Source organism: Methylophaga nitratireducenticrescens (assembly GCF_000260985.4).
GTDB classification, from domain to species: domain Bacteria; phylum Pseudomonadota; class Gammaproteobacteria; order Nitrosococcales; family Methylophagaceae; genus Methylophaga; species Methylophaga nitratireducenticrescens.
In genome coordinates this window covers 1634386-1650734 of record NC_017857.3, presented here as the reverse complement: position 1 = coordinate 1650734, position 16349 = coordinate 1634386, and the positions used below count along the sequence as shown (strand labels likewise).

The window sequence follows — 16349 nt, the reverse complement described above, 5'->3', positions numbered from 1 at the left end:
GTCAGTCGCTCATTTGCTTGGCTTTTTCACCAATAGCAATTACATCTGTACGATAAGGATTGGCTTTGAGTGTTTGTGCCAGTTGCACCATGTTATGCACCATTAGCAAGGCCATATTATTGGTAAAAAAGTGTTTATCGCCCCCGGCTTCAATATAACTCGGTCCCGGCCCGGCATCACCAACATAGTACGTAAACGCATTGACTGGTAGCGTAAATCCCTGCTCCGACAAGTCCAGCATAATACTGGCAGAGGCTTTTTTGGCACCATCTTCATTACCGTCGACCATAACGCCAGCGACCTTATTAAAAGTGGGATATTGACCATTCTTTTTATTGCCTTCACTCATAATGCCATCCAAGCGTTCTCCTACCATTTTAGCGATGGAACTGCGATCCCCACGCCAAATTGGAGTGGCTATAATAAGCATATCGGCGGCTTTAATCCGTTGCAGAATTTTAGGCCATTCATCTTCACCTTTTTCATCTGAAGTATTGCCAAAACTTACATGGTAATCGACCACCCGTATGGTTTCTGTCTCTACCTCAAGATCGTTAAATACTTTACTGGCAACATCAATAAAGGTATCCGTATTTGAGGTGGCGGGTGACTGTTTTAACGTGCAATTCAAAAAGAGAGCTTTTAACTGAGGGGTAGAATCGGTGACACTCATAAAGTACTCCTGATGGTAAGTTGTTAGAAAAAGTGTCCTCTCACCCGTTGGTGAAGTGGTTAATGTGGCTCATGCAGATGATGAAGTGTCGTTTCCAGCCATTCTTTATGACGTCGTTCATCTGCCAAATGATCTTGCAAAATTGAATTAACAGGCTCGGGAAAAGCTTCTTCGACATTTTCCTCATAGAGGTTATTGGTCATGACTTCATTCAATTGCATGGCCTTCAAAATACCGTCATCACCTGCCAACTGAGCAATGTGTACGCCGCCATTGGTGAGAATTTTTTTCAAATCACCCTTCTCTGGTGGCGCACCACCCTCCTGACACACAATCTGGCTGAGGACGGCGATATGATTTTCATGATCCTGCATAAAAACATTTAACTGATCTCGATACTCTGGATTTTCAAGTCGCTCAATGGCGGCCTGATAAGCAGAAATAGCGTCATAATCCATTTCAATAAGATCATTCAATTTCTCAACAATGTTTTCCATGGTTTCACTCATGACAGTTTCCTTAAAGGCCGGTGTAATCTACGGCTTATTGATCTTTCATCTCCGCTTCTGTTGTGAGCTGAAAAAGCGTCAATCAAGGCACGAGGAGAGAAGTTTGTGAGATACATCCATGTATCTCACCCCATTGGGCTCACGCTCAAAAACGTTTATCTCCATCGATGGAGTGGTCGCTCCTATGCGTCCTGCACCCGCAACACTTGTGCATCCCTGCACATCGTATGCAAAAGCAAATGTCTGGAACATGCGTGCCCCGGCGTTTTTGTAGTTGTTGTTCTAAAGTAAGTAACGTGCAAAGCTTCTGCATCCTGCTCACGGCCCCTGACTTTCACCGCTACGTGGCCAGCTAAGCTGTTCAAATGCGTTCCAGACTCATTTCATTTGTCAGTCACTTATATAGAAAAGCTAAACGGCATGCTTTTCACCTTGTCAGAAACAAAAATAGCCGCCAGCAGTGGTGGCTCTGAAAGATCAACAAGCCTAATATTAATGAGTGGTATGGACGCCTTCTTTAATGCCCTTCAAGGCTTGTCCCACCTGGACAGAATTTAAATGTTGAGCCATATCCCCTATACTCACAACGCCCACCAAATTATTTTCATCATTGAATACAGGCATTCTTTGAACCTGTTCTTCGTTCATCAATGTGGCTACTTCTTCAATGGTATTTTCTTCATGACAGGCAAGGACTTTTACTGTCATGACTTCATCAACTGAAATCTCTGATAAATCATTAACCTGAGATACACCTCGAGTAACAATATCTCTATCCGTTATCGTACCGACTAAAGTATTTTCATCAGCAATAAGCAGAAAGCCTATGTCCTGATCTCGCATGATTTGCGCCGCTTCTCTTACCAGAGTCGAAGGCGAAATAGCTTTAACTTCTGTGTTCATAATTTCTTTTACATTCATCATCATTCATCTCCTTGTGTTGAGAACTTTGATTTGTATTGAAAAGCTTTTTCTGAAGGGTGTTCTGCAATGCATATGCCAATCCGTTGATAACGTTTCTGAAGTGGTATTCAGCAACGATCTATGACGTCAACGGAAGAAATCAGACGAGGAAATAAATGAAAAACCTCTATAAAAAATTCAATTGGCAAAGGAATTTTTACTAAGGCGGTGTCATCTGGCATCGCCTCCACTTTTGGAGGCGATATTCTTAGTTAACAAGGTAATCTCAATAGTGTTTAACTTGTTTGTTTGGTACCGGATAAGGGAAAAGTTGCCGATGTTCTAGTGGCCTGACGGATAGTGGCTATCACATTGAACAACATCACCACTGCACCACAAAAAAAGATAAAGCCCCCTACTGCTCGCATTGCATAATACGGATGCATTTGGGCAACTGATTCCACAAAGGTATATGACAAATTTCCATAATCATCATAGGCTCGCCACATCAGGCCCTGCATAATGCCGGCTATCCACATCGCCGTGATGTATACAGCTGTCCCAATCGTCGCCAACCAGAAATGCACATTTACCAGGGTGATCGAAAACATCTGCGTATGCCACATCCGTTCCACCATATGATAGATGGAGCCTATTGAAATCATGGCGACCCAACCAAGCGCTCCAGAATGCACATGGCCTATGGTCCAGTCGGTGTAATGGGAAAGTGCATTTACCGTTTTAGAAGCCATTACCGGACCTTCAAACGTCGACATCGCATAAAACGCCAGAGAAACAATTAAAAATCGTAAGATGTAATCGGTACGTAATTTGTCCCAGGCCCCGCTTAAAGTGAACATGCCGTTAATTGCGCCGCCCCATGAAGGAATGATCATTGCCAGTGAAATAGCAGCGCCTAACGACCCGGTCCAATCGGGTAACGCTGTATATTGCAAATGATGCGCACCGAGCCAGACATAACCAAAAATCAACGCCCAGAAATGCACCACTGATAACCGATAGGAATATATGGGACGCTCAGCTTGTTTCGGCACAAAATAATACATAATGCCAAGGAAGCCGGCGGTCAGATAAAATCCAACAGCATTATGTCCCCACCACCATTGCACCATCGCATCCTGCACACCGGCGAAGATGGAATAGGATTTCCATAAGCTGACGGGGATCACCAGACTATTCACTACATGTAAATAGGTGAACATGATCATTAACGAAAGAAAGAACCAGTTAGCGACATATATATGGCTGACCGTTCGCTTTGAGAGCGACATGATAAAGTTCAGTGAATAAGCCAGCCATACAACACATAACAGAATATCAAGCGGCCACTCAAGCTCGGCATATTCTTTACTTTGGCTTAGCCCTAGGGGCAACGTGATGACGGCTCCGAGCATGTACAGATTCCAGCCCCAGAAAGTAAACCACGCTAATTTGTCACTCCATAAACGCACGCCACAGGTGCGTTGAACGACATAATAGGCGGTTGCCAACAATACCGAGCCACCAAATCCATAAACCACTGTATTGGTATGCAGAGGGCGTAAACGGCCGAACGTTATATAGCGGTTATCAAAATTCAGATCTGGCCAGGCGAGCTGAGAGGCGATAAACACTCCTATGCTTGTACCTAACACCAAGTAGACACAGGCCATGACTGAGAAGTACTTTACGATTTCGTAGTTATAAGCAAGTTTATCCGGAACAGTCATAATCTCTTCCTTATAAAATTGTTATTAAAAACTTACTCCTCTTTATGACTGTTTAAAAGTATTGAAAACTTTCAATCAGCACAAACAAACTTAAGATTATTGATTTTAAATAACTTAAAAAAGAATAAGCGATGAATTATCGGTTTGATGATTTGATCTCATACATGCGTTTATCAGCCACATTCAATAATTCGTCTGCTGATGTTGCATCATGGGGACAGGCTGCCATACCAATACTTGCGGTCACCGACAGGCTGGTGCCGTTATAATCAATCGGCTGTTGAATAGTTTCAGCAATGGTGTTGATCACACGTTTAGCCTGGCCTGACGACGTTTCAGGTAATAATATGGCAAACTCATCTCCACCGAGTCTTGCCACAGTATCTGTTTGGCGCAGGATATTGCTCAGCTGTTGAGCAGTGTGTTTGAGGACCTCATCTCCTGCATGATGCCCATAGTTATCATTAATTTCTTTAAACCCATTTAAATCAATAAATAAGATAGTAAATTCACGTGTATTTCTACGGTAGTCATGTATCAATTTATTCAAAAATTCAAAGAACATCAGGCGATTTGCCAGACCGGTCAGACCATCGTGAAAAGCCTGCCACTCCAGCTTAGATTCGGCTTCATGACGACTGGTGATATCAATAATACACGCCAGTACATGTTTTTCATCCAGTGCCGTTAAACGTTCCAGAAAATAATATTCCTCTCCATTTACCATTAGCGGATATTCCATCGTTGTTGGTTCGCCGGTGTCAATTGTCTGGGCCATCAATGCAAGTTTTTTATCAACCATTTCCGGCTCCAACAGATCTTTGAGATTCATGCCATTCAATTTACTGGCAGCAATCATCAACGGAAAATTATCCTGCACCTCATGATCAATGATTGTTCCATCTTCTCTCATCGTGAGCAGCAAGTCTGGCATCGCGTCAATAATGGCTTTATTACGTTGATTAAGAATGGCTAATAGTCTTCTGGATTCAATCTGTTTGAGAAGTTGATTCCCTAAAAAAAACAATAACAACGTAAAGGCCATCAATATGATGATATTTCGATGAAACATCTCTTGTTGATATTGCTGAATTGATTGTTCTGCAGAAACACGATTTTCAGCAACAATGGAAAACATTTCCCATTTTTCAAGAAACTGAAAATCACATTGCGCATTATTGTCTAATTTAATGCGGTGTATGCCCATCTCCTTCGATGCTTGATATCGATGATCTCTGCATAAGCTATAAACATCATCTTTTTGCTGCCCCTCTCCCAGACTAGAAGACCAAATGAGTTTTCCTGATCGATCCGTCAGCATCGCAGAAATATTTTTGTTCTTGGTAATGTTTCCAAGCTGATCCGTCAGATCATCACTTTTCAAAGTCGCCACAACCACACCGATAAACTGCTCTTCAGCATTTCTAATGGGATAACTCACCGCGATATACAAAGCACTTTCCTGAATAATTGATTGACGAGGTGAGGAAATATAGAATTTTGGCAGTCCATTTTTTGTGTGCTCGGTAAAATAATCGCGCACCGAAATCGGGGGATGATATCCCTCTTTAGTGGAAAAAGTAATATTGCCTTTGCTATCAGCGAGGTAAAGATGCCAGATAGTTGGATTAAGCTTTTTTAAACTTTCCGCAAACGATGCAACTTGCTCGGGTGAATGAACACTTAATACGCCAATCTGTTTCAGGTTTGCTGCCAAAGAAGAGAGTTCTTTATCAATCAATTCTGCTTGCATCACTGAAGACATGCTGACTCGTTGGCTGATTTGATCATTAATCGAGTTTTGGTACCCAGAAATCTGTTGCAAGTAAAAAAAACGTAAACTTAACGCACAAAGAACCCAGACCAGTAGCAGAACAAACAGCACCAGTGTGCGATTAAATTGTAAATTAGAGAAGCGCGTTGTCATACGTTTAGAATAGCGCCTTAATCAGAAAAGTTCACTAAAAACTCTGTGTAATAATGATAGTCGTGCACAGTTTAAAACAAATCGCCATCGGGAACTTACAACCTGTTTTTGTATGATTTATTGTCAATGAAGATGTACTATTTTGCTGACAATTTTAGCAAGAAGTATATCCACTCCCTACAGCTGTTTTCACTGCTCCATCAAATCTGCGCAAAAGTGACCATTACATCAAAAGTTGTCTCCCTTCGTTTCATTTTTTAATTGCTGGGGTAATGGCACCATGCATGACGATGATGTCTTTCAATGAGGTCAAATTTGACGCATCGATTACCAATCACACCCAAAAAATGTAAGCTATTGTTTTATTTATCAAAATATTAAGAGGTAGTACTTTATGGCAGAGTCGGCAAAACACAGCTTCAACCCGGATAAAGGTTATATCGCATTATTGGGTTGGAGTCTGAACGCTGTTGAAGCTGCCGAATCATTTGACCGACAATACGTTGTTGTGGCGCCTGATTGGGCAGAAGAATATTGCACTGAGCACAACATTCCCTATATCAAATGGAATTTTGAACGACTTAATGATCGTTCACTGGAAATTGCCCAAACACTGCAGGAAACCGGTGTTGATGTGGCGATTCCGTTATTTGAAGAAACGGTTGAATGGGCTGGTGCAATCAACTCAGTGTTAATGAATAACCCCAGATTATTTGGCCAGTCACTGTTATTACGTGATAAAGCCTTGATGAAAAGACGTGCTCAATTGGGTGGTATTCGGGTCGGTATTTTTGAAGAAGCCCACGACAAAGATGATGTAGTACGTTTTCTGAAACGCGTTAATCAGACGTTACTCAAACTGGATGGCGATCCCAATGACCCAATTCATCTGAAAGCATTTGATAAAGCCGGCTGTCTAGGACACCGGGTGATCCGTACGCCTGACGAAGTGGATATGATTCCGGACGAAGAGTTTCCGGTATTGATGGAATCGCATTTGGATGGCTGGGAATTTGCTGTTGAAGCCTGGATCCATAATGGCAAAATTCGTTTTCTGAATATTTCCGAATATGTAACGTTAGGTTATTCAGTGTTTGTGCCGGCGACTCCAAAACTTGAACAATATCGTCCGGAAATAACCAGACAAATTGAAAAGCTGATTAAAACGTTTGATATTGAATTCGGTTTTGTACATCCGGAATACTTTGTCACCAGTGATGGTGAAATGTACTTCGGTGAAGTTGCCTATCGTCCACCCGGCTTTAAAGTATTTGAATTACTACAGCGGGCGTATGGCTTTAATGCGTACCATGCCTTGATACTGTCTTTCGATCCAAAAACCACTGAAGAAGAAATCAGTAGCTTCTTCCCGAAAGAGGTAGTTGATGCCAAAGGTGTTGCAGGTTGTTTCGGCGTTTATCCTCGTCGACGTGTAGTCAGCCGCCTGGAAATTCCCCAGGAAACCGAAGATCATCCCTATTTCGATTTTCATGAATTGACTGCACCACTGGAAGAAACCGTCACCAAACGCACCGCCTTTGGTACACATTGGGGTTTGTTATACTTCTTCGGCAAAGATCCGGTCGTCATGCGTGATTTACTAAAAGAACAGGAATCATTGGATTTCTATATTTAGTCGATTACTCTAGGGTCTGTTAATCTTTCAAAGCCGCCTCTGTTGTGACTGAAAATGCACCAATCAAGGCACGAGGAGCGCAGTTTGTGAGATACATCCATGTATCTCACCCCTTTGGGGGCTTGCGCTCAAAAACGCTCCTGGCTTTTTTGTAGTTATTCTAAATAAGCGACGAGCAAAGCAGAATGGCGCTTTTTCAGTCACAACCCGCAGGGCTGGGGCTCATTCCGCCCTACGGCGTTGGAAATTAAAGATCAACAAGCCCTAAGCATACTAACAGTAATAGCAGGTAAACAGTTTGATTGAATCCAATGTCATTGAATATCCAGATCCCAATCAGTCCTTGTTGATTGAACGTCTGGATGAAGCCATTAAGCAGCTGGAACAGGCACCAAGTTTTAGCAAGCCTACCAAGGCTGGGCGCTTGTTTGATACCGTCAAGCGGGTTTTGCATGCTGAGGGTGGCTTCAAGATTATTTCACAGCACATTGAGCGTATCGAAAAGGCGGGTGCATTTGATAATTCAGATTATGCCAAACCGCAGATCCTGATACCGGCGTTAAGTGCGCCGGCATTGCTTAGTAGTGATGTGTATACCGTGATTATTGAAACCTTAAGCGAATTAAGGTTTTTGGCAGTGACCAAACAGGAATATGTGCATCCGGAAATCTCGTCAGAACAGGCTCATCATTTTCTGACACAGGTACTGGCCGTTAATCTGAAACGCTTATTTTCGGCAGCCGATGAGGCAGAACGGGAATTGCAGGGTCGTTTGGCTGAGATCAGTCGGGGCTTGTTGCACCATCTGGCCGAAAACATTGGCTATGAGCACGTCATTGATCAATTAATTGATGAAATCTGGCGAATTCTGCAGCAACGACCTATTCAAGTCGACCATGTCAAACAGATGGTGACGCAAATTGCTATCTGCCGCCAAAATCCTGATATTGATATGGGCAACAGTGGTCAGGGTGCAGATAGATTGATCAGCAGTCTGTTCGGGCCAACCCAGGCCTGCAGAGAAGATCCGGGCGTCGAAATTTATCAGCAACGTCTGCAAAGTATGGACAATGCTGCGCTTCAATATGAAGCCAGCGGTTTTGCCCGTGCGATGCATGATACCGGTCTGGTGTCGCCCTACCACTCTGTATTACTCAGACATTTATCGGAAGAAACGGATTATCTGTTAAGTGAGGCGTTGGGCTTATCTTCCACAGGTCGAGATTGTCTGCTGAGTTTCAGCGATCTGGTACGGGCACTTATTGCTAAAGCTATTCATCCTGAAACCGCTCAAGCTGTTTACGGTCTTTCCTTAATGCTGGAGCGTGGCATTCTTTATCAACCTGCCATGGCGCCCTCTTTGTGGCGACAGCTATCACTACCTCTATCACCAGCAGCAGAAGAACGTCTGAATTCATTGTTTGGTGACAACCCAACTGCGAGCAGTCGATTACTGGAAGGCGTGTTATGTGTGCTTGGACAGCCTTTAGGCATTGGTCAGGGTAATAACCCAACCTGTCAGTCGGCCAGAGCAATGTCGATGTGGGCCTATAACGATCCGGATTATCTTTTACAAATGTTGGTATGGGCGGCGCGTGATGATGAAATTATGATGCATTTCGAAGGTAAGGCAATTTCATCTCAAGACAGCCTTTCGGGTCTCGCCAGTCATTTGCCAATGGATTTGGATCCGGTTTCACTGATCCTGGTACCGCATCTGGATCGGATTTATGCCGAAATGGGTCGTTGCTGTATTGATCGTGAAGGTGACCCTCATCGCTGGGTTAATCCGGAGTTTCATGGCTGGTGGTGTGGCCGTGGATTCAGTATTAATGTTGATGTGGCCTCAGGCAAACTAATGCAGCTGGAGGTATTTCTCAGACATTTCTACGCCAGTTATCACCCCTATTACAATGACAATCAACCATTGATTCATCCTCAACCGGCAGGTATTGCGGTAACCGACAGTGCCCTGCGGTTTGTTGGCTGGCATGCGATTACTATTTTAAGGGTTACTCTGGATCCAGATAGCGTAATGCGAGTCTATTTCTACAATCCCAACAATGACAGCGGTCAGAACTGGGGCGATGATATTCAGGTCAGTACGTCAGGAAATTCTGAGCGGTTTGGCGAAGCATCCTTGCCTTTTGAGGAGTTTGCCTCGCGGTTGTACATTTTCCATTATGATCCGTTAGAACCTGGCCAATTTGCTCTGGTCAAATCGGAAGAATTACAACGCGTAATCAATCGTATTCATCGTAGCTGGGGTGCTAGTCGTTTACCTGAACTGAGCGATTGATTAGTTATCGTTTAGCTCCCAACAGATCCTAAGGCAGTTCAAAATGATCTTCGTGTGATGGTCTGTTTTTTGAGTCGGAGTCTGACTCAGTCAGATTAATCACCCGATTTCTGCCCTTGTTTTTCGCTTGATATAGTGCTTTATCAGCCTGGTGAAACAATTCATCCAAGTGACTGCGTCCATCCCACTCCGCCACGCCGAGACTGGCTGTAACATTGATTTTCTGATTTCGGTAAAGCACTTCAAGCGATTCAATTTCTGCTCGAATACGTTCTGCCACCGAATTTGCCAACTTCTGATCGGCGCCGGATAAAAACACCAGAAACTCTTCACCGCCCATACGGCCAAATAAATCTCTCGGCCTGATCGCATTACTGATTGGCTCTACAATATTACACAACACTAAATCGCCAGCTTCATGGCCCAGATTATCATTGACCTGTTTGAAGTGATCCAGATCGATCATAATGGCACTCGCAGTTTGTCCATCCAGTCTTAAACGCTGTAACTCACGCTGTACTTCACTGAGAAAGTGTCGCCGGTTGGGAATACCCGTCAATTCATCGGTAGCCGCACTTTTAGCCAATCGTCCATTGGCGTTTTGTAATGCCTGGTTCACCTCTTTTAATGCCAGGGTTCGCTCGTTCACCCGTTCCTCTAAAAACTGATTTTGTGCTTTTAATGCATTTTCATGCTGTTTAAGCACATCACGTTGCTCAGAAATCTCCTGAATCAGCATCGCCAGGCCGATCGAGACAACAGCAATGATGGCAAGATATTCCTGTGTCAGCCAAACGGCATTTTGCGGCGTATCAACGATTATCGGATGTGTACCGCGCACTAAATGCTCGACAGCAAAAACCGTAATCAAAGCAACCGTTGCTGATGCTCCGACGACTCCCAGCCGAATAGCAGCTATCACCCCAAGCAATACTAACCAGATAGGGGTAAAAAACAAAAAAGCTTTTTCATAGGATTCAACAGTAAAGCTTTGATAGCCAATCACAATTACAGCCAACCAGAGTATTAATGCCTCTAATAAATAATGTAGTTTAAAATGTGGTAGTCCCGCCTGAAACCAGCGCCATAAAACGACAATTAAAGGTGTTAACACCAGCATGGCCAGAGCGTCACCAAACCACCACAACTGCCATAAACTAATATAGCTGGTGTCTGTTCGTCCCATGATTACATAAACAGTAGCGCCTGCTAACCCAGCAACTAAAGACGATAGGAAGGGCGCGAAAAATAAAAAACAGGCACCGTTCTTGAGATTATTGAAATGAAAATTCTGACCACTTTTCCGCCGGATAAAATAAGTAGCCAGGGAAACCGAAGTGATATTGATTATTGCAAAACTGACTGCTGCCCAAACCGGAAATGCCGGAATAGATGCTACCAGCTCTGCAATCATGCCGGCTATTGCTACAAAGGGTAGATAATGTCTTGGGTAAATCAGAAATGCCGCCAGTAATATCGCATTGGGTGGCCATAAGATGGCGATGCCTTCGGGAGTAATGGTTTTATGAATGGCGATAAGGGCACCCAGATAATAGGCTAAACCGACAATCAACATTGCTCGAATGATATGCAGGTCCAGAGGCCTACCGCGAAGAAATACTGTTTTAGAATCAAGCATAATCAGCGGGAACGTTTTTTTGATTAGAGCACATTTACCCTCCCCTTTTAACTATAATCTCTGGCAAAACCGTTCCATCAGACATGCTTACCCCCGACTAACGTTAAAGTGCTCCACAAAGCACAGTTGCTTATTTTTAAATCCCTTATAACTAATGACAGAAAAAAAATCCCACTACCAGTATTTTTTTCATTAACGTCGCATCATTAGAGTTTATTAAACTTGAAACAGTTGGAAAGCCTTGCCTTGAAATGATTATTTCCATAAAGAAAAAAGTATCATTGCACTACCGCCGACTAACAATATTGCGACCAGTTTGTTCAAACAATGTCGGTCTTGTTTGAGATATACCTGACCAGCAGAGGCAGCCAGGAAGGCATAAAGACTCTTAACCCCTCCTACCGCTAAACAGGCCACTAGCAAAATAATTCCGCTATCGAGGATGGTTAATTGACTGACTTCGATCCATGCAGGGAAAAACCCCATGTAAAAAACAATCGCTTTATGATCGGCCAAGGTCACACTAAACCCAATCAAAAAACTGTTCTTTAATGAAACCGGCTGTTCAACTGGTAACACGTTATCTTTCAAAAATTTTTGCCGCCAAAGCAATATTGCCAACCAGAACAGATATGCTGCTGCAAGCACACGGATGAGTATCGCCCACGGACCTATTACTGGCAGCAACAGGGTCATGCCATACAATGCGATACCGATAAACAGAAGATCTGCCAACACAATGCCAAAGGCGACAGCAAGGCCATGACTGAAACCATATACAGCTGATCTTGATGAGACCAAGAGCACACTTATGCTTGGTATAGCCGCCAGTACTGCCAGGCTGATAAATAACCCCAGCAACGTCTGTATATCTATGCTTAATTCCATTTATTAAAAATTCGCTGTAATCAATACTTCTGATATTGGCTCTGCCTTTTGCTTATACCAAACTCATCTGCCAATAGCATGATGACGGCTCACCAAACAAAAGTCTTAATATTGTTGCAAACAGCTTTCCACAAAAGCATTTTAAAAGAACTGTTTTGGTGACAGACTATTATGTTAGCTGCACTTTAGGCTTGCTTCATTTTATAACCATTCCAAACAAGTCCTAAAATTTTATGTGGATGCAAAATGCCTACTGCATTAAGTATCCGACAATAAAACTATCAAGCTTTACCAGATCAATGGCCTCTTATTATCGCGACCAAGTTCGTATATCCTTGCGCAATAAATTGTGCCAAAAAAACATATCGAAAAACATTCCTACGTTACCAAGAGACAGGTATGACAAACAAAAAAAATGCCAGGAAAATAATAGACTTGGTTGTTTTTCCTATTCGAAAACTGCTGGATCGTTTGAACTACACCCGGAAATTCACCATTCTGTGGCTGTTGTCAGCGGTCGCTATCGCAGTGGTTGTATACAGCTTGATAGCCAGCCTGGATCGGGTTATTGAACCATCCGAGCGACAACTCCAGGGCCTTGCATTGATAGAACCGATCACTCAAACCATCCAACATCTCCAGCTGCATCGAGGACTCTCAACTACGCCATGGAACAACAACACGACCATGATCGAATGGCAGATAACCGAACAAAAGAAGATGATCAGCTCATTTACGAACATGCTCGAAAAAATGCCTGCACATCTGACTTCCGACAAGGCTTTTAATAATATCCAGACAAACTGGCGACGTCTGCGTGAAGAAATGGCATATTTGACCATGGAGGAAAGATTCATAGCGCACACCAGACTGATCGAGCAGTTACAAACCTTTAAATTGACTGTCGCCGATGTGTACACACTGACCCTGGATCCGCAAATCGAGACGTTTTATCTGATGAATACGGCCATTCAAAGGCTGCCACGTGTAATCGAACCTCTCGGTCAGATTCGCGCTCATGGCAGCAGCATTCTCGCCAGCGGAAAGATTAGCGATCAGCAGAGAATTCAATTACACATTCTGATCGCCAGGCTCGAAACAGCTCTAAAAGATTTCAATACCAATCTCGAGAAAACCGTACGACACAATACTCTGCTACAAGCGTCTCTTGACGAGGTGTCAGAAAAGATTATGAATTCAGCCCGCCAGGTTATTGAGCTAACCCAATCTGATATTCTTTCCGGCCACTTCACAACACCACCTGACAAATTCCTTCGGATCGCCACCATGGAGGTCGATAATAACTATACGCAGCTCTACCACTCACTACTGACGACTGCCAGAGACCTTATTCAGCAGCGAATTAAACAGGCGAAAAAAACCCTGTTCACGAGTGTCGGAGGTGCTTTGCTGTTGCTCCTTTTAGTGGTTTATTTTTCGGTCAGTATCTACTACACCATTATTGGTAATATTCAATCGCTGGTGAGAACCGCTCGCGCCTTTGCCAATGGCGACCTGGATGCGCGCATCCAGCTCACCACCCGCGATGAGCTCCGCTGGGTAGGCGACAGCTTCAACGAAATGGCCGATGGATTCAACGCTATGCTTGAGGCGAGGATCAAGGCAGAGACTGAGCAGGAAGAGGCCAAACGTGCCGTAATGGAAGGTCGGGAGAGGCTCCATACCGTTATTGACAGTGCGTTGGATGCCGTCGTACAGATGGATGCCCGCGAAGTCATCATCGGCTGGAACCACCAGGCGGAGGTTATCTTCGGTTGGCCCCGTGAGGAAGTGCTCGGAAAAACTGTCAGTGAGACGATCATTCCTCCGCAGTATCGCGAGGCACATCGTCAGGGGTTAAAACACTTTCTTAACACAGGCGACGCGCCTATCCTCAATACTCGGGTAGAGATCACCGGACTGCATCGCAATGGAAACGAATTTCCGGTTGAGCTGGCCATCACGCCAATTCTGATCTCGGGAAAGTATGAATTCAGTGCTTTTCTCCGCGATATCACCAGAAAGAAGGAATCAGATGCGTTAATCTGGAAACAAGCCAATTTCGACTCGCTGACCGGGCTGCCGAATCGGCAAATGTTCTATGATCGAATGGAACAGGAGATCAAAAAAACGCACCGTTTCGGCTCAAAAATCGCGCTGCTGTTTATTGATCTGGATGACTTCAAGGAGATCAATGACACGCTTGGACACAGTCTGGGGGATATTCTGCTGCAAGAAGCAGCACGTCGCATCAGCTTTTGTGTACGCGAATCAGACACCGTGGCCAGGCTGGGAGGAGATGAGTTTACTGTTATTCTGGCAGAGATAGAAGAAATTGGCAGCGCTGAACGGGTAGCCGGAGACATATTGCAAAAACTGGCAGCACCCTTCCGGTTGGGAGAAGAGGTGGTTCATGTGTCGGCAAGCATTGGCATCACTCTGTATCCAGACGACTCCACCGAGATAGAAGCCTTGTTCAGAAACGCCGATCAGGCTATGTATATAGCCAAGAACAACGGTAGAAACCGTTTTGAATTTTTCACCCCGGCGATGCAGCAAATGGCACAAAATCGCATGAGGATGATCAAGGAATTACGTGTGGCCTTGTCAGCAAACCAGTTCAGAGTTTTTTATCAGCCGATCATTGATTTAAATACTGGCGACATCATCAAGGCAGAAGCGCTGATTCGCTGGCAACACCCGGAACGAGGACTGGTCACTCCGGCCGAATTTATCCCGCTGGCAGAAGAAACCGGTTTGATTGTTGATATTGGCAACTGGGTATTCAGGGAATCAGCACGCCAGTTAAAGCACTGGGGAAGCTTGTGCGACAGAGAGTTTCAAATCTCGGTGAACATGTCACCGATACAGTTCCATAGTTCGGACTTTGTTTGCAAGGCATGGCACACCTATTTACAGGAGCTGGAACTCCCTCCCCACAGTTTTACCATTGAAATTACCGAGGGGTTACTGCTCGATATCGATGCCGCAGTCACTGACAAACTAGTTGAATTTCACGATATCGGTATTCAAGTTGCGATCGATGATTTTGGCACCGGCTACTCTTCACTTTCTTACCTGAAAAGATTCGACATTGATTATCTGAAAATTGATCAGTCCTTTGTACGCGATCTGGCGACCGATCCCGACGATATGGCGCTATCTGAGGCAATTATTGTCATGGCGCACAAACTGGGTCTCAAAGTAATCGCCGAAGGAGTGGAGACCGAGGCCCAGCAGAAATTACTCTTTGCCGCCGGCTGTGATTATGCGCAAGGATACCTGTATTCCCGACCAATTCCCGCTGAAGCGTTAGAACAGTTATTGACTGCCGCTGCGAAATAGAGTCCTTGAACCAATAGCGGTTGGAAAGGTAGATAGTCCGGGGCTTATTTATCTTTCATATCCACCACTGCTGGAGACTATTTTTTCGTCCTATAAGGCGGAATGAGCCCCTGCCGCCCCGCGGGTTGAGGATGAAAAAGCATCCGTCAAGGCGTGGGGAAGGCAGTTTTTGAAATACATCTATGTATCTCAGACCTTGGGGCTGACGCAAATGTTGAGAATCAGCTTTATTTCTGGTTACTGGTTTACCCATTCTCCATTGGCGTTACGGCAAGCTGTGCCTTTAACAACTTCACGTTGTCCATCAATATAGGCATCCATCTCGTATTCACGACACGGGCGGTTATTCGTTTCGTAGGTCCGGGTAGGCGTAATACTGTATTGTGCTCCGGTATCCGGATTATTCCAGGAATTGGTGCGTCCTGTAGGAGTGTTTTCAAATGTGTCATAAGTTCGGCGCCTGTCCAGCTCATCCATTTCACTACCAATATGTCCACCCACCATTGCTCCTAAAATCGTACCGCCAATGATGGCTGCTGTTCGCCCAGTGCCACCACCTACATTAGATCCAAGCACACCCCCAGCCACACCGCCTAAACCGGCACCCACGTTTTGTTTACTCATCTGACAACCAGCCAGACTGACGGTAAAAATTGCTGCGACCATTATTGTAAATAGGGTTTTCATACGCTGTCCTTATTATTATTTGCAATTGATGTTCTTCAGACTTTATTTTAACGGATTAAATTCAATACTTTTGAATACAAAGTCCACCTTTACACAAATTTTCATTTAGCCAA

General features: G+C 44.2%; 11 protein-coding genes. 3 read left to right on the top strand and 8 right to left on the bottom strand.

All coding sequences use genetic code 11. The features are described from left to right. Window position 1 precedes the first annotated feature (1 nt). From Q7A_RS07935 to Q7A_RS07915, 5 genes are all read right to left on the bottom strand, one after another. Window positions 2-673 carry a flavodoxin family protein gene (locus Q7A_RS07935; RefSeq protein WP_014706828.1) on the bottom strand — a complete coding sequence of 224 codons (672 nt, stop codon included), beginning with the start codon at window positions 671-673 and terminating at the stop codon, window positions 2-4. A gap of 59 nt (window positions 674-732) precedes the next feature. Next, the gene (locus Q7A_RS07930) at window positions 733-1182 is read right to left on the bottom strand and encodes a DUF2383 domain-containing protein (protein ID WP_014706827.1); all 450 of its coding nucleotides are present in this window, start codon (window positions 1180-1182) and stop codon (window positions 733-735) included. A gap of 492 nt (window positions 1183-1674) precedes the next feature. Further along, window positions 1675-2109, bottom strand: coding sequence for a CBS domain-containing protein (locus tag Q7A_RS07925; protein WP_202971523.1), 435 nt, complete (start codon window positions 2107-2109; stop codon window positions 1675-1677). A 272-nt stretch (window positions 2110-2381) separates the two neighbouring features. Continuing rightward, window positions 2382-3815: a cytochrome-c oxidase, cbb3-type subunit I gene (ccoN, locus tag Q7A_RS07920; protein ID WP_014706823.1), complete on the bottom strand. Its 1434-nt coding sequence runs from the start codon at window positions 3813-3815 to the stop codon at window positions 2382-2384. A 136-nt stretch (window positions 3816-3951) separates the two neighbouring features. Further along, entirely contained in the window at window positions 3952-5742 is a 1791-nt protein-coding gene (locus tag Q7A_RS07915; protein WP_014706822.1) for a diguanylate cyclase, read from the bottom strand. 394 nt (window positions 5743-6136) lie between these two features. On the opposite strand from Q7A_RS07915, the gene Q7A_RS07910 reads away from it, so the two are divergent. Further along, entirely contained in the window at window positions 6137-7378 is a 1242-nt protein-coding gene (locus Q7A_RS07910) for an ATP-grasp domain-containing protein (protein ID WP_014706821.1), read from the top strand. A 298-nt stretch (window positions 7379-7676) separates the two neighbouring features. Next, on the top strand, window positions 7677-9677 hold the full coding sequence (locus Q7A_RS07905) for a hypothetical protein (RefSeq protein WP_014706820.1): 2001 nt from the start codon (window positions 7677-7679) through the stop codon (window positions 9675-9677). A gap of 28 nt (window positions 9678-9705) precedes the next feature. Here Q7A_RS07905 and Q7A_RS07900 read toward each other — a convergent pair whose 3' ends face one another. Both Q7A_RS07900 and Q7A_RS07895 read right to left on the bottom strand, forming a co-directional pair. Further along, window positions 9706-11316 carry a sensor domain-containing diguanylate cyclase gene (locus Q7A_RS07900; RefSeq protein ID WP_089418521.1) on the bottom strand — a complete coding sequence of 537 codons (1611 nt, stop codon included), beginning with the start codon at window positions 11314-11316 and terminating at the stop codon, window positions 9706-9708. Between the two features lie 255 nt (window positions 11317-11571). Further along, complete coding sequence (locus Q7A_RS07895) at window positions 11572-12204, bottom strand: LysE family translocator (RefSeq protein WP_014706817.1); 633 nt, start codon at window positions 12202-12204, stop codon at window positions 11572-11574. A gap of 399 nt (window positions 12205-12603) precedes the next feature. Here Q7A_RS07895 and Q7A_RS07890 point away from each other — a divergent pair, with 399 nt between their 5' ends. Continuing rightward, window positions 12604-15549 (top strand): EAL domain-containing protein, encoded by a 2946-nt coding sequence (locus Q7A_RS07890; protein WP_044326384.1) that lies wholly within the window; start codon window positions 12604-12606, stop codon window positions 15547-15549. 237 nt (window positions 15550-15786) lie between these two features. On the opposite strand, the gene Q7A_RS07885 is transcribed toward Q7A_RS07890, so the two are convergent. Next, entirely contained in the window at window positions 15787-16236 is a 450-nt protein-coding gene (locus Q7A_RS07885) for an RT0821/Lpp0805 family surface protein (RefSeq protein WP_014706815.1), read from the bottom strand. Window positions 16237-16349: the final 113 nt, after the last annotated feature.

Coding starts and splice junctions, on each gene's coding strand:
- Q7A_RS07935 (WP_014706828.1), bottom strand. CDS start 673: ATGAGTGTCACCGATTCTACCCCTCAGTTAAAAGCTCTCTTTTTGAAT.
- Q7A_RS07930 (WP_014706827.1), bottom strand. CDS start 1,182: ATGAGTGAAACCATGGAAAACATTGTTGAGAAATTGAATGATCTTATT.
- Q7A_RS07925 (WP_202971523.1), bottom strand. CDS start 2,109: ATGATGATGAATGTAAAAGAAATTATGAACACAGAAGTTAAAGCTATT.
- ccoN (WP_014706823.1), bottom strand. CDS start 3,815: ATGACTGTTCCGGATAAACTTGCTTATAACTACGAAATCGTAAAGTAC.
- Q7A_RS07915 (WP_014706822.1), bottom strand. CDS start 5,742: ATGACAACGCGCTTCTCTAATTTACAATTTAATCGCACACTGGTGCTG.
- Q7A_RS07910 (WP_014706821.1), top strand. CDS start 6,137: ATGGCAGAGTCGGCAAAACACAGCTTCAACCCGGATAAAGGTTATATC.
- Q7A_RS07900 (WP_089418521.1), bottom strand. CDS start 11,316: ATGCTTGATTCTAAAACAGTATTTCTTCGCGGTAGGCCTCTGGACCTG.
- Q7A_RS07895 (WP_014706817.1), bottom strand. CDS start 12,204: ATGGAATTAAGCATAGATATACAGACGTTGCTGGGGTTATTTATCAGC.
- Q7A_RS07890 (WP_044326384.1), top strand. CDS start 12,604: ATGACAAACAAAAAAAATGCCAGGAAAATAATAGACTTGGTTGTTTTT.
- Q7A_RS07885 (WP_014706815.1), bottom strand. CDS start 16,236: ATGAAAACCCTATTTACAATAATGGTCGCAGCAATTTTTACCGTCAGT.